Source organism: Bradyrhizobium sp. HKCCYLS2038 (assembly GCF_051167655.1).
Classification (GTDB): Bacteria; Pseudomonadota; Alphaproteobacteria; order Rhizobiales; family Xanthobacteraceae; genus Bradyrhizobium.
Genome location: NZ_JBNPTM010000014.1, coordinates 22316 through 36849, shown reverse-complemented (window position 1 = coordinate 36849; position 14534 = coordinate 22316). Strand labels below are relative to the sequence as shown.

Here is a 14534-nt window from a genome sequence, read left to right as displayed (position 1 = left end):
GAGACCGACATGAGCGTCATGACCAACTTCAAGGGGATCATCCCGGCGATCGCCGTCCCCTTCAATGCCGATCATTCGATCGACGAAGCCGAGCTGTCGCGCTACGCGGCCTGGCTCGGCAAGCGCCGCGGCATCGTCGGCATCATGACGAACGGCCACACCGGCGAGGTGTTCAGCCTCACCGCGAAGGAGCGCGCCGAGGTCACCCGCATCGTCGCCAAGGCGCTCACCGGCATCTGCCCGACCATCTCCTCCGTCGTCTGCGAAGGCATCAAGGACGGCATCGAGCATGCGCTGATGGCCAAGGAAGCGGGCGCCACCGCGCTCGATGTCATGCCGCCGCATCACTGGCTGCGCTTCGGCTTCAAGCGCGAGCACTGCCTCGACTACTTCAATGCGATCGGCGAGGCGACGAAGCTGCCGCTGATCGTGCACGTCTATCCCGCCTGGACCCGCGCCTCGTTCTCCTCCGAGCTGCTTGCCGAGCTCGCCCGCCTCGACCACGTCCAGGCGTTCAAGATCGGCACCCGCGAGATGAACAAGTACGCCCGCGACATCAAGGCGATCCGTGCGGCGGCGCCGCAGAAGGCGCTGCTGACCTGTCACGACGAATATCTGCTGGCGTCGATGGTGCAGGGCGTCGACGGCGCCCTGGTCGGTTTCGCCTCTGTCATCCCGGACCTGATTTACGACCTGTTCGCCGCGGTTACCGCCGGCGACCTCAAGCTCGCAATGAAGCTGCAGTCGATGATCGATCCACTCAAGGACGCGGTGTATGGCGCAGGTGAGCCGACCGGCGAGGCGCACGGCCGCATGAAGGCGGCCATGCAGGTCGCCGGCGTCATCCGGGACGCCACCGTGCGCCCGCCGACGCATGCGCCGAGCGCCGAGGAGATGGCTGCGATCCGGGCTGCCGTCGCCGCGGCTGGACTGACGGTGAAGGCTGCGGCCTGAGCTTGCGACAAAGCGGCGGCCGGCTCCGGCCGCCGTTTCCAGGCCAACGAACAATAATCCGGGTGGACGCTCATGCTGATGGTGGATGTCGACAATGCGCCCGAGCGCGCGTCTGCCGCGCCCGGCGATGCGCTGATCGCGATCGACCAGGTCTCCAAGACCTATGTGTCGGCTTCGGGCGCGGCGGTGCATGCGCTGAGCCGGATCTCGCTCGACATCAGGCCGGGTGAGTTCGTCTGTGTCGTCGGTCCCTCCGGCTGCGGCAAGAGCACGTTGCTGCGCCTCCTCGCCGGACTCGATGGCTACAGCGAAGGCCGGCTGCTGCTCGACGGCGAGATGGTGGCGGGACCCTCGCGCAAGGTCGGCGTGGTGTTCCAGGCTGCCAACCTGTTGCCGTGGATGACGGTGCGCGACAATGTCGGGCTGCCCCTGCGCGTCGGCGGCAAGCATGCGCCCGCCGGCGATCGCATCGAACGCCTGCTCGCCGTCACCGGCCTCGGCGATTTCGGCGACAAATACCCTTACGAGCTGTCCGGCGGCATGCAGCAGCGCGCCGGCATCTGCCGCGCGCTGGTGCGCGATCCCGAGATCCTGCTGATGGACGAACCGTTCGGCGCGCTCGACGCGCTGACCCGCGAGCGGCTGAACCTCGAACTGCAGCGGATCTGGCAGGAGAACCGCAAGACCATCCTGCTGATCACGCACTCCATCTCCGAAGCCATCTTCCTCGCCGACCGCGTTATCGTGATGTCGGCGCGTCCCGGCCGCATCCTCGCGGATCTGCACGTCCCGATTCCGCGGCCGCGGACGTTCGACGACATCGTGCTGCACCCCGACTACGCGCGGCTCGCGAGGGAAGTCCGCGGGCTGCTGAATGCGCAGGAGCACGGCCATGACTGATCTTGCCAACGTTGCCGCGCCTGCCATGTCTCACACGACGAAGAAGCCGCGCCGCCGTCTCGGCCTGGGATCTCCGATTGCGTGGATCGGTCTTGCCGTGCTGATCCTGAGCTGGATCGCCGCGGTCAACCTGCTGAACATTCCGTCCTACATCTTGCCGAAGCCCGAAGCGGTCGTTCGCGCGCTGTGGTCGGGGCTCGCCGTCAGCCCCGCCAGTCCGCTCGGCTACTACCTGCCGCTGTGGAGCACGCTCAGCAACGCTGCCGCCGGCTGCGCCATCGGCGTCGGGCTCGGCCTCGTCATCGGCTCGCTGATGGCCGAGGTCGAAGCGATCGAACGCCTGGTGATGCCCTACGCGTTTGCGCTGCAGAGTCTTCCAAAAGTGGCGATCGCGCCGCTGATCGTGATTTGGTTCGGTTTCGGCGACGGCTCGAAGATCGCGATCTCGGCGCTGCTGTCGTTCTTCCCGGTGCTGATCAACAGCTTCACGGGCCTGCGCGCCGTTGAGCCGGAGCGCATCGACCTGATGCGCTCGCTGTCGGCGTCGCGTCTCGAGACCTATCGCATCGTCAAGCTGCCCAACGCCGCACCCTTCATCTTCGCCGGCCTCGACATGGCGGTGGTGTACGCGCTGCTCGGCGCAATCGTGGCCGAATTCCTCGGCGCGCAGCGCGGCATGGGTGTCGTGATCACCCAGGCGCAGGCGGTGTCGGACGTCGCCGGCGTGTTCGCGGCGCTGGTCATCCTCGGTGTGCTCGGGATCGTGCTGCACGGCATCGTGCGCTGGTGCGAGGCGAAGGTCGTGCACTGGGGCGCCAATCGCAAGAAATAGGAAAACAGGGAGGAAGGTAGAATGGTTTCGCGCAGGTCATTCCTGAAGAGCAGCGCCGGTGCGGCGCTGCTGATGAGCGGTGCGCCGAAGGGCCTGATGGCGGCCGACGCGCGCAAGGTCCGGTTCGGCGTCGGTCTGAAGGCGCTCAACGCCAGCGTCATCAATTGCGTGATCGGCGAGGCGCTCGGCTACAATGCGCAGGAGGGCTTCTCGCTCGATGTGCAGGCGCTCGGCACCAATGCCAATGTCCAGGTGGCGACGGATCGCGGCTCCGTGACGATCGGCATCGGCGTGCCGTCGACCGCGCTGCCGCTGCTCGCCAAGAACGAATGGAGCGGCGCGAAGCTGTTCTATCAGTACACCTACCCCTACAAGTGGGACATCGCCGTGCCACCGGGGTCGGCGCTCAAGGGCTACACCGATCTGAAAGGCAAGAAGATCGGCGTCTCGGATTTCGGCGCCACTGAATTTCCGGTGACCAAGAACGTACTGAAGGCGCTCGGCTTCGATCCGGAGAAGGATGTGAGCTGGGTCGCGGTCGGCAACGGCACGCCCGCCGGCGTGGCTCTGCAGCGCGGCGTGATCGATGCCCTGGCCTACTACGATACGGGGTTCGGCCAGATCGAGGCCGCCGGCATCGAGATCACGCTGCTGCCGCGCCCGGCCACGATTCCGATGGTCGGCGGCCAGTTCCTGATGGCCATGCCCGAGACCTTCGAGAAGGACAAGGATCTTCTCGTCGGCTTCGGCCGTTCGGTCAGCAAGGCCTCGCAGTTCCTGCTCGCCAACCCGACTGCGGGCGCAAAGGCGTTTCTCAAGATGTATCCCGAAACGGCGCCGCGCGGCGCCAGCGAGGACGAGGCCGTCAAGGCGGTGCTGCAATCGATCGGCCGGCGCATCAAGCTTTACGCGCCGCCCTATGCGAACGCGAAAATGGGCGCCATCAACGAGCAGGAGTTCCGCACTGAGGCGGCGATGAACGGGCTCGACATCAAGGACTACAATGCGCTCTACACCAACGCGCTGATCGACAAGATCAACGATTTCGACCAGGCGAAGATCAAGGCCGAGGCGGCTGCGTACAAGGGATGACGGTGGATCACGACAGCCGTTCTGGTCCGCGTCATGCCGTGGTGACCGGAGCCAGCTCCGGCATCGGCCGCGCCATCGGCGAGCGTCTGCTCGGCGGTGGCTGGCGCGTGACCGGGATCGATCGCGCGCCGCCGGCCCTGACGCATCCGGACTTCAAGGGCCTGCAGGCCGATCTCGCCGAGCCAGGCGCGCTCTCGGCGCGCCTGGCCGAGATCGGTGCGGTCAGTGCGCTGGTCCACGCCGCCGGCTACATGCGCGTCGGCCGTCTCGGCGAGCTCGAACCTGACAACGGCGAGGGCATGTGGCGCGTCCATGTCGGCGCAGCGGAGACGCTGGCCAACGCGTTTGCTCCTCACATGGGCGAGGGCGGCCGCATCGTGCTGATCGGCAGCCGCACCGCCAATGGCGCGGCGGGCCGCAGCCAATATGCCGCGACCAAGGCGGCGCTGACCGGCCTTGCGCGCTCCTGGGCGATCGAGCTGGCGCCGCGCCAGATCACCGTCAACGTCATTGCGCCGGCTGCCACCGATACGCCGTTCCTGCATGATCCCAACCGGGCTGGCACCGCGCCGGTGCTGCCGCCGATGGGCCGCTTCGTCGATCCGGCGGAGGTTGCCGCGCTCACCGCCTTCCTGCTGTCGCCCGAGGCGGCCGCCATCACCGGACAGACCATCACCATCTGCGCAGGCGCCTCGCTGTAGCGCTGCGCCTGCGACCACGACCAGGAGAAGACCAAATGACCGTCCGTATCGTCGACGTCCGCGAGGTGACGAAGCCGATCTCATCGCCGATCCGCAACGCCTATATCGACTTCACCAAGATGACGTCGAGCCTGGTCGCGGTCATCACCAATGTCGAGCGCAATGGCCGCCCCGTGGTCGGCTACGGCTTCAACTCCAACGGCCGCTACGGCCAGGGCGGCCTGATCCGCGAGCGGTTTCGCGCACGCCTGCTGGAGGTCGATCCGGCGTCGCTGCTCGATGCGACCAAGGAGAACATCGACCCCGACAAGGCGTGGGCGGCGATGATGATCAACGAGAAGCCGGGCGGTCATGGCGAGCGCTCGGTCGCGGTCGGCACCTTGGACATGGCGATCTGGGATGTGGTGGCGAAGATCGCCGGCAAGCCGCTGTTCCGCCTGCTGGCCGAGCGCCACAACCGCAAGGCCGATCCGCGCGTCTTCGTCTACGCCGCCGGCGGCTACTACTATCCGGGCAAGGATCTGTCGGCGCTACGTCGCGAGATGCGCGGCTATCTCGAGCGCGGCTACAACGTCGTCAAGATGAAGATCGGCGGCGCGCCGATCGAAGAGGACCGCCAGCGCATCGAGTCGGTGCTCGCGGAGATCGGCCCGAACAACCAGCTCGCCGTCGATGCCAATGGCCGCTTCGACCTGGAGACCGCGATCGCCTACGCCAAGATGCTGCGCGACTATCCGCTGTTCTGGTACGAGGAGGCTGGCGATCCGCTCGACTATCACCTGCAGGCGACGCTTGCTGACTTCTACCCCGGCCCGATGGCGACCGGCGAGAACCTGTTCAGCCACCAGGATGCCCGCAACCTGATCCGCTATGGCGGCATGCGCCCCGATCGCGACTGGCTGCAGTTCGACTGCGCGCTGTCCTACGGCCTGTGCGAATATCTGCGCACGCTCGACGTCCTCAAGACCTACGGCTGGTCGCCGTCGCGCTGTATCCCGCATGGCGGCCACCAGATGTCGCTCAACATCGCCGCGGGCCTCGGCCTCGGCGGCAATGAGAGCTATCCGGACCTGTTCCAGCCCTATGGCGGCTTCCCCGACGGGGTGAAAGTGATCGACGGCCACATCACCATGCCCGATCTCCCCGGCATCGGCTTCGAAGGCAAGTCGGATCTGTACGCGGAGATGCGCGCGCTCAGCACGTGAGTCGGCTACCTCGCAGGCGATGCCTTGGTGTACGTCCTACGTCTTGGCCGCCTTCGAGGCCAGCGCGTCGGCCACGGCAGTGCGGATGTCGGCGACCGAGAATGGCTTGGTGATCACGTCATGCGCGATCGCATTCAGGTTCGACGCCCGTTCGCGCTGATGGGCGAAGCCCGTCATCAACAGGATGACCAGGTCGGGAAAATCGCGCGCAGCGGACAGCGCCAGCGCGATGCCGTCCATGATCGGCATCTGGATGTCGGTCAGCAACAGGTCGAAGGCGCCGTTCTCGCGGGTGAGGATGTCGAGCGCCTCGGCGCCGTCCTGTGCGGTCACCGTCTCGTGCCCGTCCATCGCGATGGCGCGCGCGACCAGCGTCCGCATCGAATCTTCGTCGTCGGCGATCAGCACGCGCGACATGTCGTTTCGTCTCCGTGTCGTGGGCCCCGCGGGAGACCCACGAGACCGGAACCATCAGGCACTGCCGGCGGCGAGATCGCGCCGGTTGAAGAATCGTATATCGATATTGCGCCCTTCGGGAGGGGGCGAGGCGAGGCGGGACTTGAACGTTGTTCGCTCGCCAGGCTTCAGCGCGGTCTGCTCGAGCAGCGTGTTCCAGGCGTAGATCTCGGTCCCCTGCGCGTCGCGGACGCTGAAGCGCAACCGGGGCAGGTCGACCGCCTTCTTCGTGGTGCTCACGATCGTGCCTTCGATCACCAGCACCGGCTTGCCGTCGACCGTCTCGGTCGCCACCTTCACGTCCTTGAACGCCACGCCGCGCAGATTCACCTCGAGCCCGACCATCTTGTAGAACGACGCGGTCTGCGGCATGAGCCTGACCACGTCGGCCCGCCAGACCCCCAGCGCGATGGTGAGTGCGGCCATTGCAACGGTCAGCGCCGGCAGGTTGAACACCTTCTTGCCCGGGAAGTCCGGCAGAGCCGGTCGCTTGATGAGCCGGCTGAGGCCGGCGAGGCGCGCCAACCTGCCTTGGGCCGGCTGCTCGGCGTCGGGAGCGGCATCGCCCGGCTCCTCGGCGACCGCATCTTCGGGCCACCCGGAGGCGATGGACGGGCTTTCCACCTCCGGCGGCTGCTCGTCCGGCTCCTCGCGGGCCAGCGCCTCCCATTCGTCGGCGGCGTCCCGCGGCGCCGGCGCGCCGGCGGCTTCGGCCATGGCGGGGACGGGCGCCGGCGCCTCGACCGCATCCTCCGGACGCGCCAGCCAGACCTCCTTGCAACGGGAACAGCGCACGCTGCGGCCCGCCATGCCCAGGGTTGCCAGGTCAATCGCATAGGATGTCGCACAATGGGGGCAAACGATGAACATCGCGCCTGATCTCCGACGGCCATTGCCGCTTTGTTTCCGACAGTTCGTGCTACAAGCACCGCCATGTGGACGACCGTCAGAACTCAATCATGCCATTGGTACATGGCAACCATTAACGAACCGGAAACCATAACGAGCGCTCAATGGGGCTATCGTACCATCGGGCTTGTCGCGTGCGGATTGCGCACGCACGCTGTCGAACGGAGCTGAGGCTTTGGTTCGGTTCGAAAATGTCGGGTTGCGCTATGGACTGGGGCCGGAGATCCTCCGCGACCTCACGTTCCAGATTCCGGCGCATTCCTTCCAGTTTCTCACCGGCCCTTCGGGCGCCGGCAAGACCTCGTTGCTGAAACTGTTGTTCCTGTCGCTGCGCCCGACCCGCGGCCTGGTCAATCTGTTCGGCTACGACATTTCGCTGCTCAGCAAGGACGAGATCGCAGATTTGCGCAAGCGGATCGGCATCGTGCTGCAGGACTTCCGTTTGCTCGACCACATGACCACCTATGAAAACGTGGCGTTGCCGTTCCGCGTTATGGGACGCGACGAGTCGAGCTATCGCAAGGAGGTGATCGACCTTCTGAAATGGGTCGGCCTGGGCGACCGCATGGACGCGCTGCCGCCGATCCTGTCGGGCGGCGAGAAGCAGCGCGCGGCGATTGCGCGCGCCGTCATCTCGCGGCCGCAACTGCTGCTGGCCGACGAGCCGACTGGTAACGTCGATCCGACGCTGGGCCGCCGCCTGTTGCGCCTTTTCATCGAGCTCAATCGCTCCGGTACGGCGGTGATCATCGCAACCCATGACATCACGCTGATGGACCAATACGAGGCCCGCCGGCTGGTGCTGCATCAGGGACGGCTGCACATCTATGAGTAGCGTGGACGAGCGCGGCCTTTTGGTCGATCTGGGCGATGACCGCCCGCAACTGCCGGCGCAGGCCCGCATCGTGTCACCGATCGTGCCGCGAGCGTCGATCGCCGGCCGCGCGCTGGTCGCGGTGGTGGCGATCATGACCTTCCTGGCCTCCATTACGACCGGTGGCGTGCTGCTGGTCAGCGAATCCGCGGCCGAGTGGCAGTCGGAGGTGGCCAGCGAAATCACGGTGCAGGTTCGGCCCAAGACCGGACGCGATCTCGAGCGCGACGTTGCCCTCGTGACGGAGGCGATGCGGGCGCAGTCCGGGTTCGTCGAGGTGCGGCCCTTCACCAAGGACGAGTCGAGCAAGCTGCTGGAGCCGTGGCTTGGCAGCGGCCTGTCCTTCGATGAGCTGCCGGTGCCGCGCGTCATCATCGCGCGCGTGCAGCCCGGCACCAGCCTTGATCTGAACGCGCTGCGCAATCGCGTGACGCAGGTAGCGCCGACCGCCAGCGTCGACGACCACCGCGCTTGGATCGAGCGCATGCGCTCGATGACCGGCGCGACCCTGTTCGCCGGTTTCGGCATTCTCGTGCTGGTGATCGTGGCCACCATCATCTCGGTCTCGTTCGCGACGCGCGGTGCCATGGCGTCCAACCGGCCCATCGTCGAAGTGCTGCATTTCGTCGGCGCCGGCGACCGCTACATCGCCAATCACTTCCTGCGGCACTTCCTGCAGCTCGGGCTCGAAGGCGGCGTGATCGGGGGCGGGCTAGCGATGCTCGGCTTCGGCTTCTCGGAGTCGATCGCCAACTGGTTCTCCGGTACGCCGGTGGGAGATCAGTTCGCGGCCCTCCTGGGCACGTTCTCGCTGCGCCCGCTCGGCTATATCGTGATCGCGCTACAGGCGGTCGTGATCGCCGCCGTGACCGGTTGGGCAGCCCGCCGCACCCTGTTTGCGACCTTGGCGAGCATCGATTGACGGAGGCCGCTGTCCCCGGGCGCCACAGTGCCGATTCCACTCGGCCCGAAAAGCGCCTAAAATCATCCGCGTCGGGGCAAGGCAGGCCGAGGGTGAGCTGGGTCACGAACACGATGGAGGTCGCACGCCAGGATCGGCGGCGACCGATCGTGATCGGGATGCCGGCGAAACCCGCCAGCGTTCCCGGACTTGAAGGACGGGAGCGCGCGACGGCGAGGCGCCGCGCGCAGGCAGGCAAGGAATCGCCAGGCGTTGCATGGGGCCGGAGATCGACGATAGCAGGCGCAAGCTGCCGCTCATCCTTGTGGTGGGACGAACGCTCGCGGCCATCGTGGCGCTGCTCGCGGTCGGCTTCTTCGTCGCGGCCGTCGGCTTCGTCGGCTTTCTGTCGCAATTGCGCGGCGCCGAGATCAAGCCCGAGCGCAAGGCTGACGGGATCGTGGTCTTGACCGGTGGCTCGTCGCGGGTGTCCGACGCCGTTGAACTGCTCGCCGGCGGCTATGGGCAGAGGCTGCTGATCTCCGGCGTGCATCCGACCAACGACGCCAACGACATCACCCGCTCGCTGCCGGAGGCGCGCTCGTTCATCAACTGCTGCGTCGACCTGGACTATTCGGCAATCAACACCCGCAGCAACGCGGCGCAGGCGCGGCGCTGGGCCGCCGAGCGCGGCTTCAAGTCGCTGATCGTGGTCACTTCGAACTATCACATGCCTCGCGCCATCGTGGAGCTCTCGCACGCGATGCCGAGCATGGATCTCATCCCCTACGCCGTCGTCGGCGAAAAATGGCGTGACGAGCCGTGGTGGACCAGCGGCCCGACGCTGCGGCTTCTGCTGTCCGAATATGCCAAATATGTCGCTGCCGAGGCGCGGCTGCGGCTTGCCGATCTCGGCCTCGACCTCGTGCCCGAGGCCGAGCCGCCGACTGGCTCGGTGTCGCGCCGTCCGGCGACGGCGCAAGCCAATTGAACTGGGTTCCTGATGGTCTCGATCTTCCTGCGCTCGCTGCTGTTCAACATCCTGTTCTATCCGAACTTCGTGTTCTGGGCGCTGGTCGCGCTGCCGACCTTGTTCATGCCGCGCAAGGCGGTGCTGCGCGTCGCGAACTGGTGGGCGCAGAGCAACATCGTGCTGATGCGCCTGGTCTGCAACATCCGGGTCGAGTATCGCGGCGCCGAGAAGATCCCCAAGGGGCCGCTGATCGTGGCGGCCAAGCACCAGTCGATGTGGGAGACGATCTCGCTGCTGCACTTCTTCGACCAGCCGTTCTTCGTGCTCAAGCGCGAACTGCTGCGGCTGCCGCTGTTCGGACAGTATCTGGTCAAGGCGAACATGGTCGCGATCGATCGCAGCTCCGGCGCGCGTGCGCTGAAGCAGGTGATGCAGCGGGCTGCGGAAGAGGTGAAGCACGGCCGGCAGTTCGTGATCTTCCCGGAAGGAACGCGCCGCGCTCCGGGCGCGCCGCCGGACTACAAGGGCGGTGTCGGCCTGATCTATGCCGATTGCGGCGTGCCGTGCCTGCCGGTGGCGCTGAATTCGGGGTTGTTCTGGCCGCGGCGAACCTTTCTTCGCTATCCCGGCACGCTCGTCGTCGAGTTTCTCGATCCGCTGCCGCCCGGGCTGCCCCGCGCCGAATTCATGACGCGGATCGAGCGCACGATCGAGGATGCGACCAATCGCCTCGTGTCGGCAGGGCAGGCCGAGCAGGCGAAGCTGTTCAATCGTCGACCGGCGACGGCCGAGGGTTGAACAGTCACGTTGGCGGATGCGGCGCGTGACCGTCATCGTGCAGCATCGTCGCCAGCCGATGCAGCTGCGCGTCGCGAAAACCCTGCGCCTCGATCGCCTTGACGGTCGAGATCACGTAGTCGCGGTTGGCGCCGGATTGACCGTGACCCTGGCGCACGTGGCGCAACTGCTCCTGCAGCGAGAGCCGCCCGGCATATTGGACGTGCCCGCGGTCGACGACGTAGACCAGCGCGCTGACCCGCTCGCGCGCGTCGTTTTCCAGCCAGACCGAGCGGCGCACCTCGCGATACACCGAGGTCACCTGCTCGCGCGCGCGCAAGTATGCGATGGTCGCATCGCGCTTGTCTTCGGCCACCCGGAACGCGATCCCGCGGCACGCGCCACCACGATCGAGGCCGAGCACGAGGCCCGGCTTCTCCGGCGTGCCGCGGTGGACGAAGGAATACACACGCAGCGCGCGGTGCTCGCCGATCAGTCGCGCCGGCACCTGCTCGAGAAAGTCGAAACCGGGGCGCCACATCAGCGAGCCGTAGCCGAACACCCAGAGGTCGCCGTGCGGAAGCTCGCGTTCAGAGAGGGTCATTGCGGACATCGGAGAGGAAGCCTAAGGGTGGCGATCGCGAAATCGTAACTTACATACACAATCCGTGATCGCGGAATCGCCAAATTTGCTGCCCAAAGGGTGTCCTGCATGTCTCGTTCGCCGCAAGCGCCCCGCAGGAGCTCCCTCGTAGGGCTGTTGATCGCTCCAGTCCTGCTGCTGATCGCGGCGGTCGCGTGGAGCGGCTTCTGGTTCTTTGCCGCTTCGCAGGTGGATGTCCAGGCGGATGCTTGGCGCGCCCGCGAGGCGAAGTCCGGCCGTGTCTATGATTGCGCCCAGCGCTCGGTCGGCGGTTTCCCATTCCGGCTCGAGGTACGCTGCGCCGATCCGACCGTGGCGCTGTTCTCGCAGGCCGCGGGCACGCCGCTCATGAATGCCAAGCTCGACGAGATCCTGGTCGTCGCGCAGGTGTGGGATCCGAAGCGGATCATCGCCGAATTCAAGGGGCCGGCGACGATCGCCGATGGACGTAGCCCCGCCGCCTTCACGGCCAACTGGCGCGTCGGACAGGCGAGCGTGCGCGGTCTGCCCGGGCCGCCGCAGCGCGCGGACCTCGTGTTCGAGCAGCCGACCATCGACCGCATCGACGGCGGCGCTCCCGTGCCGACTGCGCGTGCCGATCACGCCGAATTGCACGGACGTATTGCCGAGGGCTCGGCGTCGGACCATCCGCTGTTGGAGACGTCGCTGCAGATCGACGGCGGCAGCATCCAGGGCAGTCATCCGCTGCTCGCCGAGCCGTTCAATACCGATATCCAGGCCCGGGTCACCGGGCTGAAGGACTTCCGTCCCAAACCCTGGCCGGAGCGCTTTCGCGAGATTCAGGCGGCGGGCGGTCATGTCGAAATCGTCCAGGCGCGCATCCAGCAAGGTGAGTTGCTGGCGCTCGCCGCCGGCACGCTCAGCCTGACGGCCAATGGCGGCATCGAGGGCGAGGTGCAGATGACGGTGGCCGGAATCGAAAAGGTCATTCCGGCGCTCGGCCTCGACAAGATGCTCGAGAACGGCGTGCCGCAGGGGACGCTCGATCGCGTGGCCCCGGGCGTGAAGTCGCAGGACGTCAACAATCTGCTCGGCGCGCTCGACCGCGCCATTCCCGGCCTCGGCAAGGTCGTCAAGCAGAACGCCAATGTCGGCGTCGCGATCGGCATCAACGCGCTCGGCAAGGAAACGACGCTGGAAGGACGCAAGGCGCGGACCTTCCCGCTGCGCTTCTCCGATGGTGCCGTCGTGCTCGGTCCGTTCAAGGTCGCCCGCGTCCCTCCGCTGTTCTGACCTCAGGGCTTCTTTATCTGCGGCAGCGGTCGGCCGAAATCGGGCGCTGCCGAATCCTGGCCGATGTCGACGATACCGCGGCGGATCGCCCGCGTGCGGGTGAAGTGATCGAACAGCGCCTCGCCGTCGCCCCGCCTGATCGCCCGCGTCAGCTTCGAGAGGTCCTCGGTGAAGGTCCCGAGCATGTCGAGCACCGCATCCCTGTTGCTCAGGAAGATGTCGCGCCACATCGTTGGGTCTGACGCTGCGATACGGGTGAAATCGCGGAAGCCGCCGGCGGAGAACTTGATCACTTCGGATTCGGTGACCTGCGCCAGCTCGTCGGCGGTGCCGACGATCGTGTAGGCGATCAAATGCGGCAGGTGGCTGGTGATCGCGAGCACGCGGTCGTGATGATCCGGCGTCATGATCTCGACCTTGGCGCCGAGCGCCGCCCAGAACGCGCGCAGCTTCTCGATCGCATCGGCATCGACGCCCTCCGGCGGCGTCAGGATGCACCAGCGGTTGATGAACAGCTCGGCAAAGCCGGAGTCCGGACCCGAGTTCTCGGTGCCCGCGACCGGGTGCGCCGGCACGAAGTGAATGTTGGCTGGAAGGTGCGGGGCCATGTCGCGGACGATCGCGCCCTTCACCGAACCGACGTCGGAGACGATCGCGCCAGGCTTCAGATGCGGTGCGATCTCGGCTGCGACCGGGCCGCAGGCGCCGACGGGGATGCAGAGGATGACGAGATCGGCATCCTTGACGGCTTCAGCGTTGGTCGCGACGACCTGATCGACGATGCCGAGCTCGGCGACGCGCGCGCGCGTCTTCTCCGAACGCGCCGACGTGACGATCTCGCCGGCCACGCCCTGCAGCCGCGCCGCGCGGGCGATCGAGCCGCCGATCAGGCCGAAGCCGATCAGCGCGATGCGTTCGAATTTTCCTGGAACGGTCACTTCGGCCCCATGAATTCACGTAGCGCCTCGACGACCAGGCGATTGGCTTCTTCGGTGCCGATCGTCATGCGCAAGGCATTCGGCAGCTTGTAGTTGGCGAGCGCGCGCAGCACGAGGCCGCGCCGCGTCAGGAACGCGTCGGCGTCGACGGCCGTCCGGCCTGCCGAGGTCGGGAAATGGATCAGGATGAAATTGGTCACGCTCGGCGTCACCTTCAGCCCGAGCCTGCCGATCTCTTCGGTCAGCCAGTTGCGCCACGTCTCGGTATGCGCCTTCGACATCTGCTGATGCGCCGTGTCCTCGATCGCGGCGACCGCAGCCAGCATCGCCGGCGTCGAGACGTTGAACGGCCCGCGAATGCGGTTGAGGGCATCGACGATGTGGGCCGGGCCGAACATCCAGCCGACGCGCAGCGCGGCGAGGCCGTGGATCTTGGAGAAGGTATGCGTGACGACGGTGTTCTCGGTAGTCGCGACCAGTTCGATGCCGAACTCGTAGTCGTTGCGCGAGACGTAGTCCGCATAGGCGGCGTCGAGCACCAGCAGAACATGCGCGGGCAGGCCGGCGCGCAGCCGCTTGACCTCGTCGAACGGGATGTAGGTCCCGGTCGGATTGTTCGGGTTGGCGAGCCAAACCAGCTTGGTGCGCGGCGTCACCGCAGTGAGGATGGCATCGACGTCGGTGCGATACTCCGTCTCGGCAGCAACGACGTTCCTGGCGCCGCAGCCCATGGTCGCGATCGGGTAGACCAGGAAGCCATGCGCGGTCGAGATCGCCTCGTCGCCCGGGCCGAGATACGCATGCGCCAGCAGGTTGAGGATCTCGTCGGAGCCGGCGCCGCAAACGATGCGCGCGGGATCGAGGCCATAGGTTCGGCCGATCGCTTCGCGCAGCACCCGCGAGGTGCCCTCGGGATAATCCTCCAGATGTCCGGCCGCGCTCTTGAACGCCTCGATCGCTTTGGGCGACGGGCCGAACGGCGTCTCATTGGCCGACAGCTTGAAAACCTTGCGGCCCGGCTCGGGCGTCGGGCTCTTGCCCGGTGCATACGGCGCAATGTCTGATATGCCGGCGTTCGGCACGGGGCGGGACATCATGAACTCCGGAAGATGATCACTGGCGCGG

16 protein-coding genes are annotated in these 14534 nt (G+C 66.6%); 11 read left to right on the top strand and 5 right to left on the bottom strand.

Going from position 1 to position 14534, the window contains the following annotated elements:
- Positions 1–9 precede the first annotated feature (9 nt).
- The 6 genes from ACQR1I_RS34350 (at position 10) to ACQR1I_RS34325 (ending at position 5684) form a co-directional block, all read left to right on the top strand.
- Entirely contained in the window at positions 10–954 is a 945-nt protein-coding gene (locus ACQR1I_RS34350; protein WP_434870790.1) for a dihydrodipicolinate synthase family protein, read from the top strand.
- Between the two features lie 72 nt (positions 955–1026).
- Positions 1027–1854, top strand: a complete 828-nt coding sequence (locus ACQR1I_RS34345) for an ABC transporter ATP-binding protein (protein ID WP_434870791.1) — start codon at positions 1027–1029, stop codon at positions 1852–1854.
- Positions 1847–2686: an ABC transporter permease gene (locus tag ACQR1I_RS34340; protein WP_434870792.1), complete on the top strand. Its 840-nt coding sequence runs from the start codon at positions 1847–1849 to the stop codon at positions 2684–2686. Before ACQR1I_RS34345 ends, ACQR1I_RS34340 begins: the two co-directional genes overlap by 8 nt.
- 21 nt (positions 2687–2707) lie before the next feature.
- Complete coding sequence (locus ACQR1I_RS34335; protein ID WP_434870793.1) at positions 2708–3778, top strand: ABC transporter substrate-binding protein; 1071 nt, start codon at positions 2708–2710, stop codon at positions 3776–3778.
- Positions 3775–4479 (top strand): SDR family NAD(P)-dependent oxidoreductase, encoded by a 705-nt coding sequence (locus ACQR1I_RS34330; protein ID WP_434870794.1) that lies wholly within the window; start codon positions 3775–3777, stop codon positions 4477–4479. The genes ACQR1I_RS34335 and ACQR1I_RS34330 overlap by 4 nt, the downstream gene beginning before the upstream one ends.
- Positions 4480–4514: 35 nt before the next feature.
- A complete protein-coding gene (locus ACQR1I_RS34325) occupies positions 4515–5684 on the top strand; it encodes a mandelate racemase/muconate lactonizing enzyme family protein (protein WP_434870795.1) in 1170 nt (389 codons plus the stop codon).
- 36 nt (positions 5685–5720) lie between these two features.
- Here the strand turns inward: ACQR1I_RS34325 and ACQR1I_RS34320 are convergent, their stop codons facing one another.
- Together ACQR1I_RS34320 and ACQR1I_RS34315 are read right to left on the bottom strand one after the other, a co-directional pair.
- Positions 5721–6101 (bottom strand): response regulator, encoded by a 381-nt coding sequence (locus ACQR1I_RS34320; RefSeq protein ID WP_434870796.1) that lies wholly within the window; start codon positions 6099–6101, stop codon positions 5721–5723.
- A gap of 54 nt (positions 6102–6155) precedes the next feature.
- Positions 6156–7010 carry an MJ0042-type zinc finger domain-containing protein gene (locus ACQR1I_RS34315; protein WP_434870797.1) on the bottom strand — a complete coding sequence of 285 codons (855 nt, stop codon included), beginning with the start codon at positions 7008–7010 and terminating at the stop codon, positions 6156–6158.
- Positions 7011–7224: 214 nt separating this feature from the next.
- Here ACQR1I_RS34315 and ftsE point away from each other — a divergent pair, with 214 nt between their 5' ends.
- The 4 genes from ftsE to ACQR1I_RS34295 all read left to right on the top strand — a co-directional run bounded on the left by ftsE (position 7225) and on the right by ACQR1I_RS34295 (position 10595).
- On the top strand, positions 7225–7884 hold the full coding sequence (ftsE, locus tag ACQR1I_RS34310) for a cell division ATP-binding protein FtsE (protein ID WP_434870798.1): 660 nt from the start codon (positions 7225–7227) through the stop codon (positions 7882–7884).
- A complete protein-coding gene (locus tag ACQR1I_RS34305) occupies positions 7877–8845 on the top strand; it encodes a cell division protein FtsX (protein WP_434870799.1) in 969 nt (322 codons plus the stop codon). The genes ftsE and ACQR1I_RS34305 overlap by 8 nt, the downstream gene beginning before the upstream one ends.
- Positions 8846–9149: 304 nt before the next feature.
- Positions 9150–9815 (top strand): YdcF family protein, encoded by a 666-nt coding sequence (locus ACQR1I_RS34300; RefSeq protein WP_434870829.1) that lies wholly within the window; start codon positions 9150–9152, stop codon positions 9813–9815.
- 12 nt (positions 9816–9827) lie between these two features.
- The gene (locus ACQR1I_RS34295; protein WP_434870800.1) at positions 9828–10595 is read left to right on the top strand and encodes a lysophospholipid acyltransferase family protein; all 768 of its coding nucleotides are present in this window, start codon (positions 9828–9830) and stop codon (positions 10593–10595) included.
- A 4-nt stretch (positions 10596–10599) separates the two neighbouring features.
- Here the strand turns inward: ACQR1I_RS34295 and ACQR1I_RS34290 are convergent, their stop codons facing one another.
- Positions 10600–11187, bottom strand: a complete 588-nt coding sequence (locus ACQR1I_RS34290) for a gamma-glutamylcyclotransferase (protein ID WP_434870801.1) — start codon at positions 11185–11187, stop codon at positions 10600–10602.
- A 99-nt stretch (positions 11188–11286) separates the two neighbouring features.
- Here ACQR1I_RS34290 and ACQR1I_RS34285 point away from each other — a divergent pair, with 99 nt between their 5' ends.
- Positions 11287–12471, top strand: a complete 1185-nt coding sequence (locus ACQR1I_RS34285; RefSeq protein WP_434870802.1) for a DUF2125 domain-containing protein — start codon at positions 11287–11289, stop codon at positions 12469–12471.
- 2 nt (positions 12472–12473) lie between these two features.
- On the opposite strand, the gene ACQR1I_RS34280 is transcribed toward ACQR1I_RS34285, so the two are convergent.
- Both ACQR1I_RS34280 and hisC read right to left on the bottom strand, forming a co-directional pair.
- Positions 12474–13409 (bottom strand): prephenate/arogenate dehydrogenase family protein, encoded by a 936-nt coding sequence (locus ACQR1I_RS34280; RefSeq protein WP_434870803.1) that lies wholly within the window; start codon positions 13407–13409, stop codon positions 12474–12476.
- Entirely contained in the window at positions 13406–14503 is a 1098-nt protein-coding gene (hisC, locus tag ACQR1I_RS34275; RefSeq protein WP_434870804.1) for a histidinol-phosphate transaminase, read from the bottom strand. Before hisC ends, ACQR1I_RS34280 begins: the two co-directional genes overlap by 4 nt.
- Positions 14504–14534 lie beyond the last annotated feature (31 nt).

What these genes read in the sequence shown, in the direction of transcription:
- ACQR1I_RS34345 (WP_434870791.1), top strand. Translation starts at nt 1,027, where the DNA reads ATGCTGATGGTGGATGTCGACAATGCGCCCGAGCGCGCGTCTGCCGCG.
- hisC (WP_434870804.1), bottom strand. Translation starts at nt 14,503, where the DNA reads ATGTCCCGCCCCGTGCCGAACGCCGGCATATCAGACATTGCGCCGTAT.
- ACQR1I_RS34335 (WP_434870793.1), top strand. Translation starts at nt 2,708, where the DNA reads ATGGTTTCGCGCAGGTCATTCCTGAAGAGCAGCGCCGGTGCGGCGCTG.
- ACQR1I_RS34350 (WP_434870790.1), top strand. Translation starts at nt 10, where the DNA reads ATGAGCGTCATGACCAACTTCAAGGGGATCATCCCGGCGATCGCCGTC.
- ACQR1I_RS34320 (WP_434870796.1), bottom strand. Translation starts at nt 6,101, where the DNA reads ATGTCGCGCGTGCTGATCGCCGACGACGAAGATTCGATGCGGACGCTG.
- ACQR1I_RS34285 (WP_434870802.1), top strand. Translation starts at nt 11,287, where the DNA reads ATGTCTCGTTCGCCGCAAGCGCCCCGCAGGAGCTCCCTCGTAGGGCTG.
- ACQR1I_RS34340 (WP_434870792.1), top strand. Translation starts at nt 1,847, where the DNA reads ATGACTGATCTTGCCAACGTTGCCGCGCCTGCCATGTCTCACACGACG.
- ACQR1I_RS34295 (WP_434870800.1), top strand. Translation starts at nt 9,828, where the DNA reads ATGGTCTCGATCTTCCTGCGCTCGCTGCTGTTCAACATCCTGTTCTAT.
- ACQR1I_RS34315 (WP_434870797.1), bottom strand. Translation starts at nt 7,010, where the DNA reads ATGTTCATCGTTTGCCCCCATTGTGCGACATCCTATGCGATTGACCTG.
- ACQR1I_RS34290 (WP_434870801.1), bottom strand. Translation starts at nt 11,187, where the DNA reads ATGTCCGCAATGACCCTCTCTGAACGCGAGCTTCCGCACGGCGACCTC.
- ACQR1I_RS34325 (WP_434870795.1), top strand. Translation starts at nt 4,515, where the DNA reads ATGACCGTCCGTATCGTCGACGTCCGCGAGGTGACGAAGCCGATCTCA.
- ACQR1I_RS34330 (WP_434870794.1), top strand. Translation starts at nt 3,775, where the DNA reads ATGACGGTGGATCACGACAGCCGTTCTGGTCCGCGTCATGCCGTGGTG.
- ACQR1I_RS34305 (WP_434870799.1), top strand. Translation starts at nt 7,877, where the DNA reads ATGAGTAGCGTGGACGAGCGCGGCCTTTTGGTCGATCTGGGCGATGAC.